The 19,544-nt window shown below is 46.8% G+C and carries 11 protein-coding genes and 1 pseudogene; 9 read left to right on the top strand and 3 right to left on the bottom strand.

What is annotated here, in order from left to right:
* The first annotated feature begins 149 nt into the window (after positions 1-149).
* Entirely contained in the window at positions 150-797 is a 648-nt protein-coding gene (locus AC0YN3_RS04115) for a formylglycine-generating enzyme family protein (protein WP_475774285.1), read from the top strand.
* Positions 798-826: 29 nt separating this feature from the next.
* Here AC0YN3_RS04115 and msrA read toward each other — a convergent pair whose 3' ends face one another.
* Both msrA and AC0YN3_RS04105 read right to left on the bottom strand, forming a co-directional pair.
* A complete protein-coding gene (gene msrA, locus AC0YN3_RS04110) occupies positions 827-1,351 on the bottom strand; it encodes a peptide-methionine (S)-S-oxide reductase MsrA (protein ID WP_475774284.1) in 525 nt (174 codons plus the stop codon).
* A 394-nt stretch (positions 1,352-1,745) separates the two neighbouring features.
* The gene (locus AC0YN3_RS04105; protein WP_475773819.1) at positions 1,746-2,696 is read right to left on the bottom strand and encodes a substrate-binding domain-containing protein; all 951 of its coding nucleotides are present in this window, start codon (positions 2,694-2,696) and stop codon (positions 1,746-1,748) included.
* A 164-nt stretch (positions 2,697-2,860) separates the two neighbouring features.
* Here AC0YN3_RS04105 and modA point away from each other — a divergent pair, with 164 nt between their 5' ends.
* The 8 genes and pseudogenes from modA (at position 2,861) to AC0YN3_RS04065 (ending at position 18,114) form a co-directional block, all read left to right on the top strand.
* Positions 2,861-3,718: a molybdate ABC transporter substrate-binding protein gene (gene modA / locus AC0YN3_RS04100; protein WP_475773818.1), complete on the top strand. Its 858-nt coding sequence runs from the start codon at positions 2,861-2,863 to the stop codon at positions 3,716-3,718.
* Positions 3,718-4,383, top strand: a complete 666-nt coding sequence (modB, locus tag AC0YN3_RS04095) for a molybdate ABC transporter permease subunit (protein WP_475773817.1) — start codon at positions 3,718-3,720, stop codon at positions 4,381-4,383. The genes modA and modB overlap by 1 nt, the downstream gene beginning before the upstream one ends.
* Positions 4,384-4,726: 343 nt before the next feature.
* Positions 4,727-7,765 carry a family 43 glycosylhydrolase gene (locus AC0YN3_RS04090; protein WP_475773816.1) on the top strand — a complete coding sequence of 1,013 codons (3,039 nt, stop codon included), beginning with the start codon at positions 4,727-4,729 and terminating at the stop codon, positions 7,763-7,765.
* Positions 7,766-8,253: 488 nt separating this feature from the next.
* Positions 8,254-12,450: a hypothetical protein gene (locus AC0YN3_RS04085; protein ID WP_475773815.1), complete on the top strand. Its 4,197-nt coding sequence runs from the start codon at positions 8,254-8,256 to the stop codon at positions 12,448-12,450.
* Between the two features lie 73 nt (positions 12,451-12,523).
* A complete protein-coding gene (locus AC0YN3_RS04080) occupies positions 12,524-15,601 on the top strand; it encodes a ligand-binding sensor domain-containing protein (RefSeq protein ID WP_475773814.1) in 3,078 nt (1,025 codons plus the stop codon).
* Between the two features lie 177 nt (positions 15,602-15,778).
* Positions 15,779-16,759 (top strand): annotated as a pseudogene (locus tag AC0YN3_RS04075) (glycerophosphodiester phosphodiesterase family protein).
* Between the two features lie 130 nt (positions 16,760-16,889).
* The gene (locus tag AC0YN3_RS04070) at positions 16,890-17,288 is read left to right on the top strand and encodes an RrF2 family transcriptional regulator (protein ID WP_475773813.1); all 399 of its coding nucleotides are present in this window, start codon (positions 16,890-16,892) and stop codon (positions 17,286-17,288) included.
* A gap of 127 nt (positions 17,289-17,415) precedes the next feature.
* On the top strand, positions 17,416-18,114 hold the full coding sequence (locus AC0YN3_RS04065) for a class I SAM-dependent methyltransferase (protein WP_475773812.1): 699 nt from the start codon (positions 17,416-17,418) through the stop codon (positions 18,112-18,114).
* 11 nt (positions 18,115-18,125) lie between these two features.
* Here the strand turns inward: AC0YN3_RS04065 and AC0YN3_RS04060 are convergent, their stop codons facing one another.
* Positions 18,126-19,514, bottom strand: a complete 1,389-nt coding sequence (locus tag AC0YN3_RS04060; protein ID WP_475773811.1) for an MFS transporter — start codon at positions 19,512-19,514, stop codon at positions 18,126-18,128.
* Between the last annotated feature and the right edge of the window lie 30 nt (positions 19,515-19,544).

The raw sequence follows: 19,544 nt of genomic DNA, 5'->3' as shown, positions 1-19,544 counted from the left end.
TTATTTGATTAATGTACCGAACAAGGGGAAATATGGACAGCTGCGAACATGAAGTGTATATTGATTTAATGCGTTGGAAACGGTTGAAATGCGAGAAAGAGGAGGGAGAGCGCTTGATCTATGATGCCAAAAGCATAAGTGATTGGCCAATGGTTCACATACCGGGTGGTGAAATCTCATTAAGGGACGATCGTAAAAAGACCAGCTGGACGACAACATTAAAGCCGTTCCAGATTGCCAAATACCCCGTAACCGTTGACTTCCATAACCTTGTTATGAGTCCATCAACGAATGCGGCCGATGGAGGCCGAAATCCGGTAGTCAACATATCTTGGAACGACGCCATTTCCTTCTGCAACGAGCTGTCGATTAAAGCTGGGCTTAAAGAATGCTATTCTGCAAGCAGCAACGGCGAAATCATCACTTATGATTGGAAAGCAGACGGCTACCGCCTGCCTAGCGAAGCCGAATGGCAGCATGCCTGTAAAGCCGGGACAACAGGATACCGGTATGGCGAGCTCGACCATATTGCTTGGTACAACGAAAACGCTGGGGGCGGCATTCATCCGGTAGGTATGAAAGCGCCTAATGACTGGGGCCTCCATGATATGCTCGGAAATGTATGGGAATGGTGCTGGGATCTTTATGACGAACAAGTATACGGTTCTTATCGCATCTTTCGAGGCGGAAGCTGGGCGGAAGCGGAAAGAGGCTGCGGGGCAACTTGCCGCCGTCGCAGCCATCCGACATTCCGCATTGACGATCTTGGGTTCCGATTGGCACGTACATTCTCATAAATGGATAAGTACTAATCGATCATGGCAGGCTACTCCAACGGTTTCCAGTATTTATCAATGATGGCGTCCCGACCAGAATACACCCTTGATTCTTTGTAGTGCTTTGGATTTTTGCGATGATAGTTTTGATGATAGTCCTCAGCGGGGTAAAACGTAACCGCCTCCTGAACTTCCGTAGCAATTGGTTTGTCAAAGCGGCCGCTTTTGCCCAATTGTTCTTTGGACTCCAGAGCAAGGCGGAGTTGCTCTTCGTTATGATAAAAAATCGCAGCACGATATTGGCTTTTACGATCATTTCCTTGCCCAACGGCATCGGTTGGATCGATTTGCGGCCAATAGAGCTCCAGCAGCTTCTCATATGGAAAGATATTGGAATCAAACGTAATTTGAACGACTTCCAAATGTCCCGTTTCGCCTGTCAGAACCTGCTCATACGTCGGATTCTCCAGCGTTCCGCCCATATAACCGGATATAATACCATGAATCCCTGGCTGCTCTTCGAATGGACTCACCATACACCAGAAGCACCCTCCAGCAAATGTTGCTTTTTGCAGCAAGTTCATACCTCATTTCTCATAGTCAAATATAATCTCTGTCATCGGTCTCGCTTGATGTTCTTAACGGCTGCCGTTAAAACAAATCTAATTATAACTATTTATATCAGAATAGCAATTAAACAGTCTTGAAAGTTTGTTTATTTGAAGATCCATGGAATTATCCATAAAAAACAAGTAAAAGCCTTTTCATTAGGGAGAAGAGGCTTTTACTTGTATTCGAATTGGCATGTTAAAATAGGAATGTGATATATTCTGACATAATTAGATTGATTTATAGAGAGTTACGATATATATTGATTAATAATAGTGCGTTTTAGATATAATCAGTATAATTTAAATATAGAAAGGAGATGCAAATGTCGCGCAATCGCTGCATTTTCACCATCATACGTTAGGTTTCAAGCAAGATTTCTCCCGTCCGAGACAGGTTATAGCCTGAAATCGAACCAAGCTCATTTCGAAACTCATCCGAACGGAGAATGTGAAGCAGCGATGCAATCCAGGTTTGGTTGCTTTCCGTCTTGAGCACAACGAGATCATAACGTTCTTCCATTAAGGGCAAAAATTCGACATTGCCTACAATCGATGCCGCTTTCTCGATGCCGACGCCAACGTCGGCAAGTCCGGATGCCACTTGGGATGCAACGCCGAGATGATTGCTTTGTTCGAGGTCATAGCCTATCAATTGACCAGCTTTAATGCCATGAAGCCGAAGCTGCTCATCAAGCAATACGCGAGCACCGGAGCCTTTCTCCCGATTCGCGATCCTTAAGCCAGGGATGCTTAAATCGGACCAGCCTTTGATAGACAATGGATTGCCATTCTGGACATAAAAGCCGGCATTTCGAATGAGCAGATTAACGACCATATAGGAAGAGCCAACGAGCAGCTTTTTGATATATGGCAAATTGTACTCACCCGTTTCCCCATCCAGCAAATGAGTACTGACGATATCGGATTCTCCGCGGTACATAGAGATTAGACTGTCCAAACTTCCGACGAAAGAACGAAGCGGCCTTATGCCGGCATTGCTTTTTTCCAAATGCTTCGCAAGAATGTCCAGACTGAGATCCTGTCCGGTAATCACGATTGGACGCAAGCCATTGCCTAAGCTCGGAGCCGCAGACCGGATAGGAGCTTCTGATTGGGCAGGGCGATCCTGTATCTGCAAGCCTTTAGCTCTTTTCTTGTAAGCTTCTAGGTCTGCAGGATCTACGCGCATTTGTTTCCCGACACGGTAAGAGGGCAGCTCGCCTTTTTTTATAAGATCATAAACCGTAAGTTTAGAGATTTGCAGAAGCTTGGCAATATCTTCTGTCGTATATGAGACATCGCTGGACATGATGCTCCTCCTTATTGGCAGTCATTCTATTGAATATCGTTTTCATTGTACCATATTAGAATGTGTACGTTTTGTTAATTGCATTTACAAAAGAATCGATTTTTCTATATAATTCGCTTTAGATATATCTAATTATATCTAAACATAAACTTGGAGGAACATTCATGTATCAGAAAACGAAAAGTTATTTATTTCTATCTTTTATCCTCGCGGCGATGCTCGTTTTTGCTGGATGCGGTGCAGCAGAAAATACAAAAACGAATGCAACTACGAATAATATTCCGGCTGAAAGCACGGCAGCTCCGAGCGAACAACCCGCAGAGGCCGTTGAGCTCATCATTTCGGCAGCGGCAAGCATGAAAGACGCCTTAACCGAAATTCAAAAATCATATGAAGCAAACCATCCAAACATCAAATTAAACTTCAATTTCGGCGCATCCGGGGCGCTTCAACAGCAAATCGAGCAAGGTGCGCCTGCTGATCTTTTCTTCTCTGCAGCAGTCAAAAACATGACAGCACTTATAGATAAACAGCTAATTGACTCTACAAAGCAGGTTAGCTTGTTGAATAATGAGCTTGTTGTCGTCGTTCCGGCTGATACAGCTGCAATGATTGAAAATGTCAAAGACCTCTCCCAGGCGAGCGTAAAAACCGTCGCCATTGGCATTCCGGAAAGCGTACCGGCAGGGAACTATGCGAAGGAAGCTCTGACGAAAGCTAATCTTTGGGATTCATTGCAGCCTAAGTCCGTTCAAGGGAAAGATGTAAGACAAGTGCTGCAATATGTGGAAACCGGAAATGCGGATGCCGGTTTCGTATACAAAACCGATGCGATGACATCCGATAAAGTTAAAATTGCATTTTCGGTTGATAAAGAAACGTATCAGACGATCCAGTATCCAATTGGAATCGTTAAAGCGACGAAACATAGCCATGAAGCCGAGCAGTTTTACCTGTATTTACAAACAAAAGAAGCGCTCGATGTATTCGTTGCGTTCGGCTTTACGATTCCAAACCCATAATGGCTTCCGTAAACTGGCATGATTTCTGGTTGCCTGTCCGTCTTTCCTTACAGGTTGCATTACTATCGAGCATTATCGTACTCTTTCTTGGGATAGCAGCCGCATGGTGGATGTCTCGCCGGTCATTCAAAGGTAAAACGGCGCTTGAAACGGTGTTCATGTTACCGTTGGTATTGCCGCCTACCGTAGTTGGCTTCCTGTTGCTCGTATTGCTCGGACGAAGAAGCTGGCTTGGCAAATGGATCGAATGGATGTTTCATGCCCCGATCGTATTTTCTTGGTGGGCTGCCGTTATTGCAGCGATCGTCGTTTCATTTCCGCTTGTTTACCAGACGATGAAGGTAGGCTTTGCGGCTGTTGACCGTCATTTGGAGGATGCTAGCCGATCAATGGGCGCGAGTGAGTGGGAAGTATTCCGGTATATTTCGCTTCCGCTTGCCTATCGTTCGCTTGGCACAGCATATATCCTAGGCTTTGCTAGAGGTCTAGGTGAATTCGGTGCAACGCTGATGATAGCCGGGAATATTCCCGGGAAAACACAGACGCTGCCGACTGCCATTTACGTTGCGGTAGATTCGGGCAATACGCAGATGGCATGGGCTTGGACAATTGCTATCATTGTCATTTCATTTGTGCTGCTGCTTATCAGTCGAAGTAAGGCGTAAGCATGGCAAGTGAATGAATCCAATAACCGATACGAATCTATATAATCATATAGCTAGACGAAACCGCCGAATCGGCGGTTTTTTTATTTTCGCAAGCTTTTCATCGCGTATCCGCATGCAGCACATCCTCACTAAAAAAATGGATAGAAAATCATATAAAACAGCGGGATTTTATAAATATATCTTTTTTGAAATATGTTACGTTTGATGAGGAAATCGAGATTGGAAAAGGAGGGAAAAAATGATAAAACACAAATAAGACTTCGCTTTACATCTTTCATATGCATGAGCACACGTATGTCTCGCCAGCATTCCATTAAATAAGAAATTTGGAGGATAACGAATGAAAAAAGCAATTGGATTACTTATGACGATAGTCCTGTTTTCGGGTTTGATTTATACATCAGGCAAGGCATATGCTGCGGATCCAACGATGGATGGTCATGGACTTTTGGGAGAGTTTTTCAAATGTGAAAGAAACCCGATTGATCGCCAAGACATCACTGTGTTTACTTTCGATGATTTTCGAGGGGAGAGGGCGGTCAGCAATTTGAATGGCGATTCCTTTGGAAGCATATTCAACCAATTATCAGGAACGCCTGATTATAATACGGCTCGTTTTACCGGTACGATCGTGCCGAAATATACGGAAGATTATACCTTTCATATGGTAGGCGATGACGGGTTTCGGCTATGGATTAATGGGCAGTTAATCATTAATTTCTGGAAGCAAACCTGGGAGGTTCCTCAAGTCAGCGCGCCTATCGCATTAGAGGCTGGCAAGCATTACGACATTAAAGTCGAATATTTGCAAGGATGGGGCGGCACTTGGCTTCGGATGGAATGGGAAAGCGCCAGCCAGAACAGAGAAATCGTCCCTGAATCAGCGCTCTATTTGCCACCCGATCGAACTATCGCAACCAAAAAGGGAGATTTGTCGGCAGAGATTCTAAAGATTGATTACTTAACGGAAAACTTTTCATCTAATGTAACCGAAAGCGTATACGATAACTTAATCGCAGCAAAAAACTCGGCCGTAGAATTGATAGATACGATCGACGGCAAAGAACTGGAGGATCAAGATAAGGTAACGTTACTAATAGAAGGAATTGAAAACGCATCCAAAGCAAGATCGGACTTCATGAGCGAAATGGGCGTAACGAGCTCATCGGTATCCGGCAAGTTTAATAATCCGTTATATCAAGGACAGGATCCCTTCGTAACCTATAAAGACGGCTTTTATTATTTCGTTTCTTCAAGCAATCTGGATTCCAATAATAAAGTATACGTGTCCAAATCCCGTACGCTGATCGATCAAGGAGAAAAGGTGATGGTGTTTGATTCAAAAGGGTCGCAAACTCGTATTTTTGCTCCTGAAATCTTTTTCTTTGACGGCAAATGGTATATTTACTATTGTGCGGATCTTAAAGATTACGGTTTTAAGCATATGGCAACCGTCCTTGAATCCGTGACCGATGATCCCCAAGGGGAATATGTGGACAAAGGCGCGTTGTATGCCGGCGAGAATGGCGTGTACAAACAAGCCAATGATTTCACCGTATTTGAAAACAATGGGCAGCTGTATGCGGTTTGGGGAACCTTAGGCTCTGGAGAGCCCATCGGCCCGGCAATCGCTCCCATGGATAACCCCTACACGATTACGGCCGATCGCTCATTCTTGCCAGGCGGCGGGGGTGAAGGCCCGCGTGTATTGCAAAGGGACGGAAAAGTGTTCATTACCATGTCGGAAGGCGACTACGCTTCAAACGGGTATCGATTATCCTATTTCACGAATACCGATGGCGATTTCCTGAACCCAGATTCCTGGACGCGCACGAACGATGTTTTTGTCGCCACCAGCGACGTGTCTGGTCCTGCCCGAGCAGGTTTTGTGAAGTCCCCAGACGGCACTGAAGATTGGATGATATACCATTCACGGGTGTACAAGGATACTGGCCGCAATTGGTGGCGTCAAGTGAATCTGCAGCAAATGGGCTGGAATAGCGATGGCACACCTGATTTCGGAACACCTATTTCTCCTTATGAATGGCAAGACTTGCCTTCGGGTGATTTAGGTATGGGTGACATGTACCAAGCCGAAGATGCGATTCATTACGGCGCTATAACCAAAGATAACCAGTATGGCAATTATCAAGGCTCCGGCTATATCAACCTACCTAAGAAGTCCGGGGCCGAAGCAAGCTTTGTCGTTCAAGCCGAAGAAGCTGGCGATTATATCGTTGGGGTTAGATACGCATATGGGGTGCAGGCAGACGGCGAATCAACAAACAACCCAACGGTTCAATTGCCTGCCCGGGCAAAAATCAATGTATATGTGAATGGTGCAGCTGCCAAAACGATAACGCCTGACAAAACGGCAATCAGCTGGGAGGAATGGTTCACAGCTTCCGAGCGTTTATCATTAAAAGCAGGAAAAAATGTGATCAGCTATCGCATTGACAATGACAGCGTTGGGAATGTCAACCTGGACTTCATCGCCATGTACAAAGCAGACGTGCCAAACACACTGCCACCTGCCGAGACAGCTTTAACCGGCACGTTAACGGGGCAATCGCAAGCTCCAGTCGGAACGAACCTTAACGTGCTTTATGGTTTAAGCCATGTATCCGCTAAACCTGAAGACGCGATCTATGCGCAGGACCTTATATTCAACTATGATCCTGACAAGCTGACTTTTGTTTCTGCCGAATCGTTAAAGGATGGCTTGATTGTCATTGATTCCAATGCCGAAACCGTCGGTCAAGTACGGATCCTGCTTGCGAGCGAAGGCTCAGGTCATCCTGTCAACAGCGATGGTGACTTACTTCAGTTAAACTGGAAAGCAATAAAAGAAACCAATGACACGGCAATTACGCTCTCACGCGCCTTAGTGGCCAACTCGGCAGGCGTAGAGACCCCGCTGACTCCAATTCGTTACAGCGTGGAAGTAACGAGCGGCGCTAATCTCGACAAAGAAGCGTTAAACGCTTTAATTGCAGATGCAAAGGCTACACTGGTTGCAGCTGTGGAAGGCAGCGCGCCAGGACATTATCCAATCGGATCGAAAGCCGTGCTGAACTCAGCAATCACAGCCGCCATCAACGTGTCTGAAACCGCAAAGACGCAAACGGATGTAGATCAAGCCGTTATTAGCTTAAGCGAGGCATGGCAAGCGTTTAAAAACGCCGTTCACGCCTCGACGCCAGGTGATATCAACACGGATGGAAAAGTTACCATTGGCGATCTTGCCATTGTAGCTGTGAATTATGGCAAAAATTCAACGAGCCCTGATTGGAATGCCATTAAAAAATCAGACGTTAACCACGATGGCGTCATCGACATTGCTGATCTAGCGGCAATCGCGAATACTATTGTGCAATAAATTAGGATATCACTCTGAATCGGCAACGATGTTGTCGTTCAAAGCGAAAACAACGTTCAACAGGCCAAGGTTTATCCTTGGCTTGTTTTTTTGTGTTCACGACATAAATGACCAGTATTTCGGAAAATTTGGTTCTTATTTGGTTCTTTATTTTCCTTTGCAGCTATCAAAACATTGTATTCGTAAAATTATTCAAAAACCGATGCCGAACCTTTTCATTTTCTCGTTCAAAAATAGTTTGACAGTGTTTGATTAACCGTTTACGATGGCAATACGATCCATATATGAACCAAATGTGAACCAGAGTTCAGCGTATCGATTCTAACTATTCTGCATGTGCAAATGAGGCCGTCCGTAGAGTCGTCAACGTAAAAGCGGATCTCAAATAGGAGGTGATGCTTGCCAAACAGAAGCGTCGATATCAGCGCAGCTTATGGATATGGAAATCCCAATGATCCCATTAAAACGATATCAGGAGGATGTTAAAAATGATGATGAATAGGGTAGGGAAGACGCTTTTTCCTAATTGGATGTCTGTCATGTTGGCCTGCTTGTGCATTGCTCTTTTATTGCCCGCAAATGTAAGGGCTTCCGAAGCAGCAGAGTCGTTCGAGGTCACCAACCCGGGATTCGAGCAGAACTTGGTTTCAGGTAAAATTCCAGGCTGGAATTATTACTCAAGCGGCATTAAAGAAGGCATGTCGTTATCGGATACGGCGAAATATGCCGGCAATCGAAGCTTAATGCTGGAGAAACCGGCAGCTGGCGCGCCGCTGGGAGCAGAGAGCATCAAAATCCCCGTCATACCAGGCAAGACATACGAGGCGGCCATTAAGCTGTATGTCGAAAATCACACGGGAGATCCCTCATTGTGGATTCGCTGGTACGGGTCAAACGGGCAGCCGTTAAACAAACAAGCAACCTATGCGTTGTCGTCGCCGCCTCTAAACAAGTGGCTGGACATTCAAGCGAAAGGCATCGCGCCTTCCGATGCGGCTTTCGCCACGATATTCGTATATGCCTCGACTGGCGTCATTTTTAAAGGCTATGCGGACGAAGCTCAGTTCTACCGCGTGGCAGATCAGATTGGCGTCAACAATCCGGGCTTTGAAAGCCCCGTTTCCGGAACGACAATACCGGGCTGGACATTGTTCTCAGGTACACCTGCCAATGCCGTATCGATCACCAAATTAGAGCAAAACAGCGGTCTATCCAGCATGCTGCTGGAGGATGTCAGTACGACGCTGCCCGCTGGTCTTAACACGCAGCCTATTCAGGTGCAAGAAGATGGCTTATATGAAGCAAAAGCAAGCGTGAAGCTCGTTTCCGGCGGGAATGTCATCATGTATCTCAAATATTATGATGCTGCTGGCACGGAAATCGGGCAATCCTATACGCCGTTTGCGAGTCCTCTTCATACATGGAAAACGATAAAAGTAGAAGCTTACGCGCCACCTCTGGCTCAAACCGTCAAAATTTTATTGTACTCCGGCTCCGGAGCGGTCGGAAAAGCATATTTCGATGATGTGTCCTTAACCCGCAAAATAAACGAGGAGCTCCATCTGCCGCATCCATACGGCGCGCCTGTCGATTTAGGCAAAGCTACGCTAGCAGCGCTGACATTAGGCGGAGCAATCGGGAACGGCGAATTCTACTTCGTTGCGAATGGGTCGCCAGGAACGTTCTATGCAGTGGATGCGGTTACCGGAGACATTAACTTTTCGCAATCGGTACCCGGTACGACGGAAACATGGGCGATTACGGTTGGAGCAGACCATAATGTATACTTCGCGGCAACAAGCAATCGCTTGTTTTGGAAATACGACCCCGTTGCCAAAGCCATAACGGTCATTGGAGATAACCCATCAGAAAACTTCGTATGGGATTTGGATGCAAGCAGCGACGGATTAATCTATGGCTCCGTTTATCCCAATGCCGAAATATTTACTTACAATACGCAAACGAACCAGTTTGCCGATTTAGGCAACATTTATGAAGGACAGCAATACGTACGCGGGAGCGGCGTAACCGACCAGTATCTGTACGCGGGCATAGGTGCGAGTAAGCATTTGATCCGGATTGACCGCAGCACTGGGGAAAAGCTTGAGATTCCGCTTTCATTCGCAGGGCAAGAGGGCTTTGTCAGCAACATTTGGTCATACAACGGCCTGCTCTACGTTGTACATGGTACATCACTAGCTATTTTGGATGAGGATACCTTCGAGCTTCAATTCGAATTTGCTTATACGGACCCGAAAGCGTTCGATGGTTTGCTCTCGCCGCCTTCACCTTATAACGCCAATCTTCTTTATTACCGCAATAAAAATTCCAATACCTTATGGACATATAATACAGCAACGAAAACAGCCGATCCTGTCGTGCCCGAAATTAAGCTAGCCGAAACGACTAGCAGAGCCATGAATTGGATTGAGATGCCAAACGGCGATCAGGTGCTTGCTACGCTGTATGAAGACGGGAAATTCTCGCAGTATAACCCGCAGGATCATTCTATCCTGATCGATCAGATCGCAATGGCAAAAACCGGCGTGAATATCCAAAGCTTGGCCATGGGACAGGATGGCCAATTATATCTCGGAGGCTTTATTGACGGATTAAGCATCTTCAATGAAGAAGCACAGACGTATTCGGTGCAAGCATCCTCACCGCACTCCCCGCATCAGGTCGAGGAGATCGGTTTCTTGAATGGAAAAGCTTACTTCGGCGCATACAGCGGCGCGCGTATATACAGCTATGATCCAACGCAGATCTATCACTATGGCAGCTTGCCCACGGATAACCCGAAGCTCGTTTATACGATTCCGGATGCGCAAGACCGGCCATATGCGTTCACATCGGGCGAAAATAAGCTGTTTGTCGGCACCGTTCCGATTTACGGAAACCTTGGAGGCAGTTTGGCCATATTTGACGAGGAACGCAACGAGTGGACCTCACACCGTAATGTCGTGCAAGACCAAAGCATAATTGCTCTTGCTTATAAGCAAGGAATTTTATATGGCGGTACTTCAGTCGACGGCGGACTTGGCGTCCAAGCCTCTGCGCCTACGGCTAAGCTTTTCAAATGGGATGTTGAAGCAGGAACCAAGCTTGAGGAATTCGTACCAAACATACCAGGTTTGCCCACACCTAAATTGCTCGGAGGACTCTCTTTTGGACCGGATGGCCTATTATGGGGGGCAGCTGGCGGGATAGATGCTCAAGGCCAAAGCATATTCGCGATTTATGCGATGAATCCCACGACTAATCACATTGAAAAAAGCAGGCTGCTATACGAGAACGCAAGCGGCGGCAACACGTGGCGATCGTTTTACCTGCGTTGGGGCCAAGACGGTTTACTATATACGACCATAGCCCGCTATGTAACCGTGATCGATCCTGTCACATTAAAATCGCGCAAGCTTGTTGATAATCAAACGAATTTATTGGATATTGGCTCGGATGGAAGTCTTTATTACACCTCGGGAGCTACTTTGTATAAACTCCCGGTCCCGATTGCTTCGGCGTCGATCGCATTGAGCAACGCTAGCTTGGCGGAAGGGGAACAGGAGGAAATCCAAAGCTCTGGGGCACTCGTTAACGGAAAGCCAGCCATATTAGCAGGCAGCCAAATTGAATATGCAAGCAGTGATCCTTCCGTAGCCATTGTGCAGGATGGTCAGGTTCAAGCCGTCAAGGCAGGTACGGCAACCATTTATGCGGACATTACCTTGGGAGGGAAAAAGGTTCGATCGAATTCCGTTACCGTAACCGTTGTCGCTGCGCAGACGGAGCCGGAAGTGACCGTCCAGCTGAAGGACAGCAATGGAAATCCCCTTAGCGGAGGTGAAGTTTCTTATTATGACAATGGCTGGAAAACCTTCGGAACAACGAATGGGAGCGGACAGGCGACAAAAGCAATACCGTTAAAAAATTATGACTTTGCCGTTGCGTATGAAGGAACGCGAAAGCAGTTGAAACAAAACACGGAAGCCAATGCAATCGTCGTTTTCAAAACCGTTATCGTGAATGTAAGGCTGCAGGATAGCACCGGTCAGCCGCTGGACGGCGGAAACGTCTCCTATTATGCGGATGGCTGGAAGTCGTTCGGAACGGCCGGGGGAGGCACCGCCTCCAAGCAGTTGCTTCCTGGCTCCTATGCGTTCAGCATGACCTATGAAGGAACCATTCATCAAATGACGCAAAATACCGAAAGCAATCCCGACGTTATTTTCCGGACCGTCAATGTTAAAGCGCTGCTGCAAAGCAGCTCTGGGCAGCCGCAGGACAGCGGTACCGTTTCTTATTATGCCGGCGGCTGGAAGGCGTTCGGAACGACAGTTGGCGGAGAGGCAAGCAAGCAGCTGCTTCCCGGATCTTATACGTTCAGCATGGCCTATGAAGGCGGTCAAGAAGAGATCGTTCAAAACACGGCTTTGCATGCCGATCTTGTCTTTCAGACCCGCAGCGTTAAGGTTGTATTGACGGACGCTCAGGATGCGCCAGTGACCGGAGGATTAGTCAGCTATTACGCAGGCGGTTGGAAGACATTCGGCACGACTGTCGAAGGAGAAGCGATCAAGGAGCTATTGCCTGCATCCTATGTCATCGCCGTCCAATCCTCAGGGTCGAATCAACAGCGTCAAGTCGATGTAGCCGCTAATCCAGTCATATCCTTCAAGCTGCAATGACTGACGAAATAACGATTGCGTAATCCTGCTCGGTACGGTTTGAAAAAATAGGTCGAAAAAGGATGATGAAGCCATGTTAGGAAGCACTCATTTCCGAATCGGTTTTTTGTCTGGCCTGCTTACATTAATCTGTATCTTGCTCATGCATGCGCCGCATGCCCATGCGGGGGATTCCCTGCAGAAAATTTCAGTTCCGAATTCCGGCTTTGAAACGGAGCAAGCCAATGGCGCAATACCGAATTGGCAGTATTGGCCATCAACGGCAACCACAGGCCTATCCCTGTCATCCGTCAAAGCATTCGGTGGATACAAAAGCTTGAAATTCGTTAAAACAGCGGTTGGAGAGCATCAAACGCTTGGAGCAGAAAGCGATAAAATCGCAATCGTCGCTGGAGAAACCTACGAAGCGTCGATCAAACTGAATATAACAAGCTTTGAAGGTGCTCCCGCGCTTTGGATTCGCTGGTTCAATTCGTCTGGCGTTCCATTAGAGAAGCAAGCCGTTTATTCCATACCCGCTGCTTCTGCTTTGAATACATGGTTGGACATCAAAGTAAAGGGAACAGCACCGCTCGATGCTGCCAAAGCAACCTTATTCGTCTATGCCTCGACCTCTGCTAAATTGACGGCGCATGTAGATGACGCACAGTTTTATCGATTAGCCGATTACAATTTTTTACTGAATCCTGGCTTTGAAGAAGCAGCGCTTGGCACGACGCTTCCGGCAGGCTGGAGCCATTATCAAAACACGCAGCCGGTCAATACGGTTACCTCCATTACCGTCAATACGTCAGGCGGATCAAAGGTTTTGCGGATCTGGGATGATAATGACACGCAGCCGTCAGGCAGTATTGGGATAAACAGCAGCCCCTATTACGTGCAGGAAAATTTAGCTTACGAGGCAAAGGTGAACGTGAAGCTCGTATCCGGCAGCCAAATCGTTTATATCAAATTTTACAGCGACTCGGCGGGGAATAATGAAATCGCAGGGAGCGGCTTCTCTCAAGCCGTAACCAATGCGAACAACAGCTGGTCGCCAATAACGGTGCAAGGAACGGCGCCTAATGGAGCAATCCGCGCAAGAGTGCTGCTGTATTCGTCCATGCAAGGTAAAAGCGAGGCATATTATGATGATGTTTCCCTCTACTTCCAAGGTCTTGAGGTATCGCATTCAAAAAAATCTCCGATTGATCTTGGTGAGGCGACCCTAGGCAAACTGACGAAAGGCGCTGCCATTCAAAACAACAAGCTCTACTTCGCTACGAATGGCTCGCCCGCAACTTTTTATGCGTTTAATGCCATTAACGGCCAATTGCTCGATTCAGAGCTGGTCCCTGGAACGGATGTTGTATGGGGGATAACGGTTGGCGGGGACAATAACGTATATTTTGCAAGCACGGTCGCAAACAATCGAAAGTTATACAAATACGACGTTACGGCAGGTGCTGTCTCATCCGTTGGACAGTTTTCAAGCATCAATCACTTCGTATGGGATTTGGAATCCAATGGCCGTAAAATATACGGAGCGACATCAGGGGCTAATGATACGGACAGGGGCGAGGTATTCTCCTACGACGTGGACACAGGGGTATTTGTGACCTTGAATAACATAAATTCATGCGCGGACCCGGTCATCCCTTGCCAAAATTATGTCCGCGGATTAGGGGTAGGGAACAATTATCTCTATGCGGGGACCGGACCTGATAAATATGTAAGCAAAACAAATGTAACGACTCAAGCTACAAGCGCAATACCGATTTCAAGCTTTTCTGGCACGGACGGATTTACTCAAAATATTTTTTATAGAAACGGCTATTTATACATTGCACATACGAATTCTCTAGTCGTTCTGGACGATGCAACCGGATCGGCGGTGAAAAGGATTGCTTCATCGGATTCAAAAGCATTTGACGGCATAATCTCCAGCCGAATTCCCGACGCATCCAGTGCGATGCTGTATTACCGAAGCAAATCGGATAACAAGCTTTATGCCTATAATTCTGCGAATCACGCATCCACGCCAGAAGCTGTGCCTGGAATTACGCTGCCGGATTCCAATACGGATACCCGTGTAATGGAATGGGTGAACGATAATGGCCGTTATAAGCTCGCCATCTTGTTTGAGAGCACCGATTATGTGCTGTTTGACCCTAAGAACGACACGCCTCAGTCCGATGCCAGCCTACAGGATGATATCGCACTCGATGTGAGCATAAGCGCTCTTCAAATACAGAGCCTAGCGCGTGCGAGTGACGGGAAGCTTTATCTTGGAGGTTACTTAGGCGGCATGAGCGTGTATGACGACGCCAATCAACAATATGCTCTGCAGGACGCGGGACCGCATCAAATCGAGGAAATCGGCTTTATGGGGAGCAATGCTTACCTTGGCGTGTATTCCGGCGCCAAAATTTATCAGCACGCTTACGGAAATACGCCGGCGCTCATCAATCAGATCGGATTGGAGCAGGACCGTCCTTACGTATTTGCATCCGGGATCAATAAGCTGTTTGTCGGGACTATCCCTATCTACGGTAAGTTTGGCGGTGCCTTAAGCACCTATGACGGAACGGGCTGGCTAACTACCCGCAATGTCGTGCAGGACCAGAGTGTAATCGCGCTAGCTTACAACAGCTCTGAGCAAGTTCTGTATGGAGGAACCTCTGTAGCTGGCGGATTGGGCACAACGCCTCTCGCATCAGCCGAAGCGCAGCTATTCAAATGGAATCCCGTTACGCATACCAGAATCGGCGAGACGTTCACTCCTGCTATTACGGGTATGGATAAGCTCAAAATGATTGGACATCTGTCATTCGATTCATCCGGAAATCTGTGGGGAGGAGCTTGGGGAGAATTGACTGGCGGGGGAACGGGCTTTGCCCTATTTAAAATGAATCCCGTTAATCGGAATATTCAGGATAGTGTCATAGTCTATAAAGACGAACCAAACGGCGGGCTATGGCGAGGTTTTTATTTGTACTTTCATGATGGAAAATTATACACGACGATCGGTCGCTACCTTACGGCATTTGATCCGAACGACCTCGATGTATATACCCGGATCGTGAATGGCAATGTTACTCTTATGACGATCGATGCAAATGGAAATCTGTTCTATGCGGTAGGTTCAAGACTCTATAAGCTTCTTAAATAATAGATCGGTATGCGGAATAACTGGTTAACCGTGCAGAGAGTGCTTATGCTCTCTGCTTTTTTTCATATGTATTATAAATAGCCTGAGGATAACGCAAAACATTTACCAATTTGATATACTCAATTGATAGACTCGTGAAGCTGTTGTAAAACGCAGTGAAAATGAAGGGGATAGACAATGAATAGGTTGAGAAAGCTGCTGAGGAGCAAATGGTTCGTAGCGCTTGCGTTGCTGATTGTTTTTATATACGTCAATAACAACAGCTGGTTCGGAAGCAGTCGCGATGGAGATCCAAGCCTGCTTGCGCATCGCGGGCTTGCGCAAACCTTCTCGATGGAAGGCATTTAGAACGATACCTGTACGGCCGAGCGCATAAATGTGCCCGAACATGCCTATCTAGAAAATACGATCGCGTCAATTGATGCCGCTTTCCAATCAGGCGCCGACATCGTCGAATTCGATGTCCACATCACGAAGGACAACCAGTTCGCCGTGTTTCACGATTGGACGCTCGAATGCAGGACGAACACGGCAGGCGTTACGCGTGACTATACGATGGACGAGCTTAAAAAGTTGGATATCGGATATGGATATAGCGCCGACGGAGGGAAAACCTTCCCATTCCGCGGCAAAGGAATTGGGCTTATGCCTTCTTTGACTGAGGTGCTCGAGCGATTCCCGGATCAACAGCTGCTGATCGATATCAAAAGCAACGATCCGGAAGAAGGGAAGCTCCTTGCGCAATATTTGTCTGGGTTGACTGAGCAGCGCAGAAGCTTGTTAGCCGTATATGGCGGAGACGAACCGATCGCCGAATTAAAAAATAAACTGCCTGACACGCGGGTCATGTCAAAAGCTACGATGAAAAGCTGTTTGCTTCCGTATATGGCCGTGGGATGGACCGGCTATGTTCCTAAAGCCTGCAATAACAGCCAACTTCATGTCCCCGAGAAAATCGGCCCGTTATTATGGGGATGGCCCGATAAGTTTTTGAATCGGATGGACAAAGCGGACAACCGCGTAATCGTAGTTGGAGGAGATGGAAGCGATTTTTCCAGCGGATTCGATACGCAAGATGACATCAGGCGCCTACCTTCGGATTTCTCGGGCGTTATCTGGACGAATCGAATTGAACGTATCGCTCCGCTTTATAAATGAGTTGTTTGTATCTTATAGCGCTTCATTTATCTGATTTCGGCATCGACAAGCTACTGTATGAAACAATTTCTTGCTTTACAATAAGATCGGCGTTATTATAGACTCTTAAAGTCGTTAATGGAGGTGCACCATGAAATATTCCCAGGCGACCGACTATGCGCTTCATGTCATGCTCTATCTGACAGCAGCGCCGACTGATAAGCCTGTTGGCGTTCAAATACTCGCCGAGAAGCTCGGCGTTTCGCAGACCTACCTATCTAAAATGATGACGAAGCTAGTCAAAGCTGGATTAATACAATCCGCGCCCGGTGCAAATGGTGGATACCGGATTAGGCGAAGTCAGGATGAAATCTCCTTTCTCGATATCATCCATGCGATCGAAGGTACTGCATCTTTGTTTGAATGCAGCCTGGACCACGGAAGCGAATGCCTGATTCAGCAAGTGGTCATCGAAGCCGAGCGAAAGATGGAGCAGCATCTGTTGCATACAAAAATAGCCGATTTGGCGAAGCGATTTAAAACGGAGTAAGACTCCGTTCTTTTTTTGAATAATTATAGACATTGAGAATCCGTAATATCACTAATATTAAAATATCGTGCATGTTGTCGAATAATGACTCGCGAAATAGATTTTAACGTACACTAGGAGGCTAACCATGACAGAAGAAATGGCTTACGATTCAAAAAAGGAATTTGCTTACGACAAAAACGCACGCATCTCAATTCCATCGTATGATGCGCTGTTCAATATGATTCAATCCTATTATCGAGCACATTTGGGTGAAAAGAAGGCATCCTTGCTTGTAATCGGCGCAGGCGGTGGCAATGAGTTAACCGCATGGGGACCCTCAAACCCGGATTGGATGTTCACCGGGGTCGATCCTTCCGAAGACATGCTTAAAATAGCGGAGTACAAAGCCGTTCAACTAAGCTTAATGAGCCGTGTCACGTTTATCCATGGGTTGATTGACCGCCTGCCGCCCACAGACTCGAAGTTTGATGCTGCGAGCTGTATCTTAGTGCTTCATTTTATTCAAGACGTGCAAGAAAAGCTGAAGCTGCTCAGAAGTATTAAAAACAATCTGAAGCAGGGAGCTCCATTCGTCCTTGTCAGTGCATGCGGTGACCGAGACAGCGCGGAGCTTCCGCACCAATTAAACGTATGGAAAAGCTTTTGGTTAGATGGCGGACGCGATAGGTCTCAGGTAGATGAGATGATAATAAAAAGCTTGTCGGCACTTTCTTTCCTTCCTGAGCGTCAAATCGAACAGCTGTTATCAGAGGCTGGCTTTAATAAAATAACCCGGTTTTTCACGGCTGGCATTTTTTCCGGTTGGATTTGCCATGCAGAATGACAGGTTCGATGCTACGATTCCTCGGATTGATTCATTGGCTCTTTGCGTCTCCAGCTCAAAAATACCAAGATGAATGCGATGACGGAGAGAATAACTCCCATTAATTTAAATCCACCGGCGTTGAACTCATCTCCCATGACGATGCTTAGAAGCAAGGAGGAGAGAATCGTTCCGACATATCTCGATGTCATGAATACGCCAGACGCTACACCGATTATCTGTTTTGGCGAGCTTCTGAACAAGGCTGCTTGCATGCCGACGCTGTTCAATCCATTGCTAATGCCGAATGCAGCTAACGCCAAACACACACTCATAACCGGTGAAGTTTCATTCAATGTCACTAGCCATAATGAACCAAGCGTCATGAGTACTCCGGATACTAACAATGCTGGCCTTGTTCCTGCTTTATCAATCCATCGACCAGCTATTGGAGAAACAATCAATGAGCACAAGCCTAAGCTTAGCATGAGAAATCCCGTATCGATTTCACTAACATGCCGCACCGTTTGCAGATAAGAAGGAAGACCAAAAAAGAGCGAGTAATAAAGGATGTTAACGAGTATAAATTCGACATTGATCCAAGTCATCGCAGGATACTTAGCGAATGCTCGTATCGGAATAAAAGGTGTCTCAGCTTTCAACTCATGGCGAACGAAAGCCGTCAATGAAAGGATTCCTATTAATCCGATTATGATAGGCATAAACGAGACATGCCCCGATGATTTTGCTGACAGCAATCCAACTAGAAGCGCGACCAAACCAACGGTAAAGAGCAAAATCCCTTGTGCATCCAACCATGCTAGCCACTTGCGTATGGTCATGCTGGATGGCGTCACTGGGGACGATTCATCCTTCGGAATATTCCGCCAGCCCAGTAGGAAGCTTATCGCTGCGAATGGGACATTGACGAGAAAGATAGCTTGCCAGTCCCACCAATGAATCAATACTCCGCCAATAAAAGGACCAATTGCCGCCGCTCCGGATAGGAATATGGACAAAACGGACAACGCTGACGCTTGCTTTTCCGTGATATGAATGCGGACGATAGCCATTCCAACTGAGACCATCATGCTTGTACCAATGGATTGCACAACGCGGAATACGATAAGAAACCCAAAGTTTGGTGACAACGGGGCTAACAGCGAAGCGGCAAAAGCCACAACTAATCCAGATAGAAAAATCTTTTTGCGTCCGAATAAATCACTGGCTTTCCCCATAACGGGCTGAGCGACGGCGCTCGCAATATAGAAAGAAAAGATAATCCACGAAACGACCGTAAAGTCCAGTTGGTACACCTTCTGCAGTCTTGCAATAGCAACAGCAATCATCGATGAATTTAACGGATTCAATAATACCCCTAGCCCTACGGAAATTAACAGCCACCTGCTGCGAGCATTCATGCTTGTTCCCCCTAATGTCTATTTATCTTA

It is taken from the genome of Paenibacillus sp. J22R232 (assembly GCF_056269165.1).
Note: the sequence above shows the minus strand (reverse complement) of the source record. Positions and strands in the feature narration are given on the sequence as shown.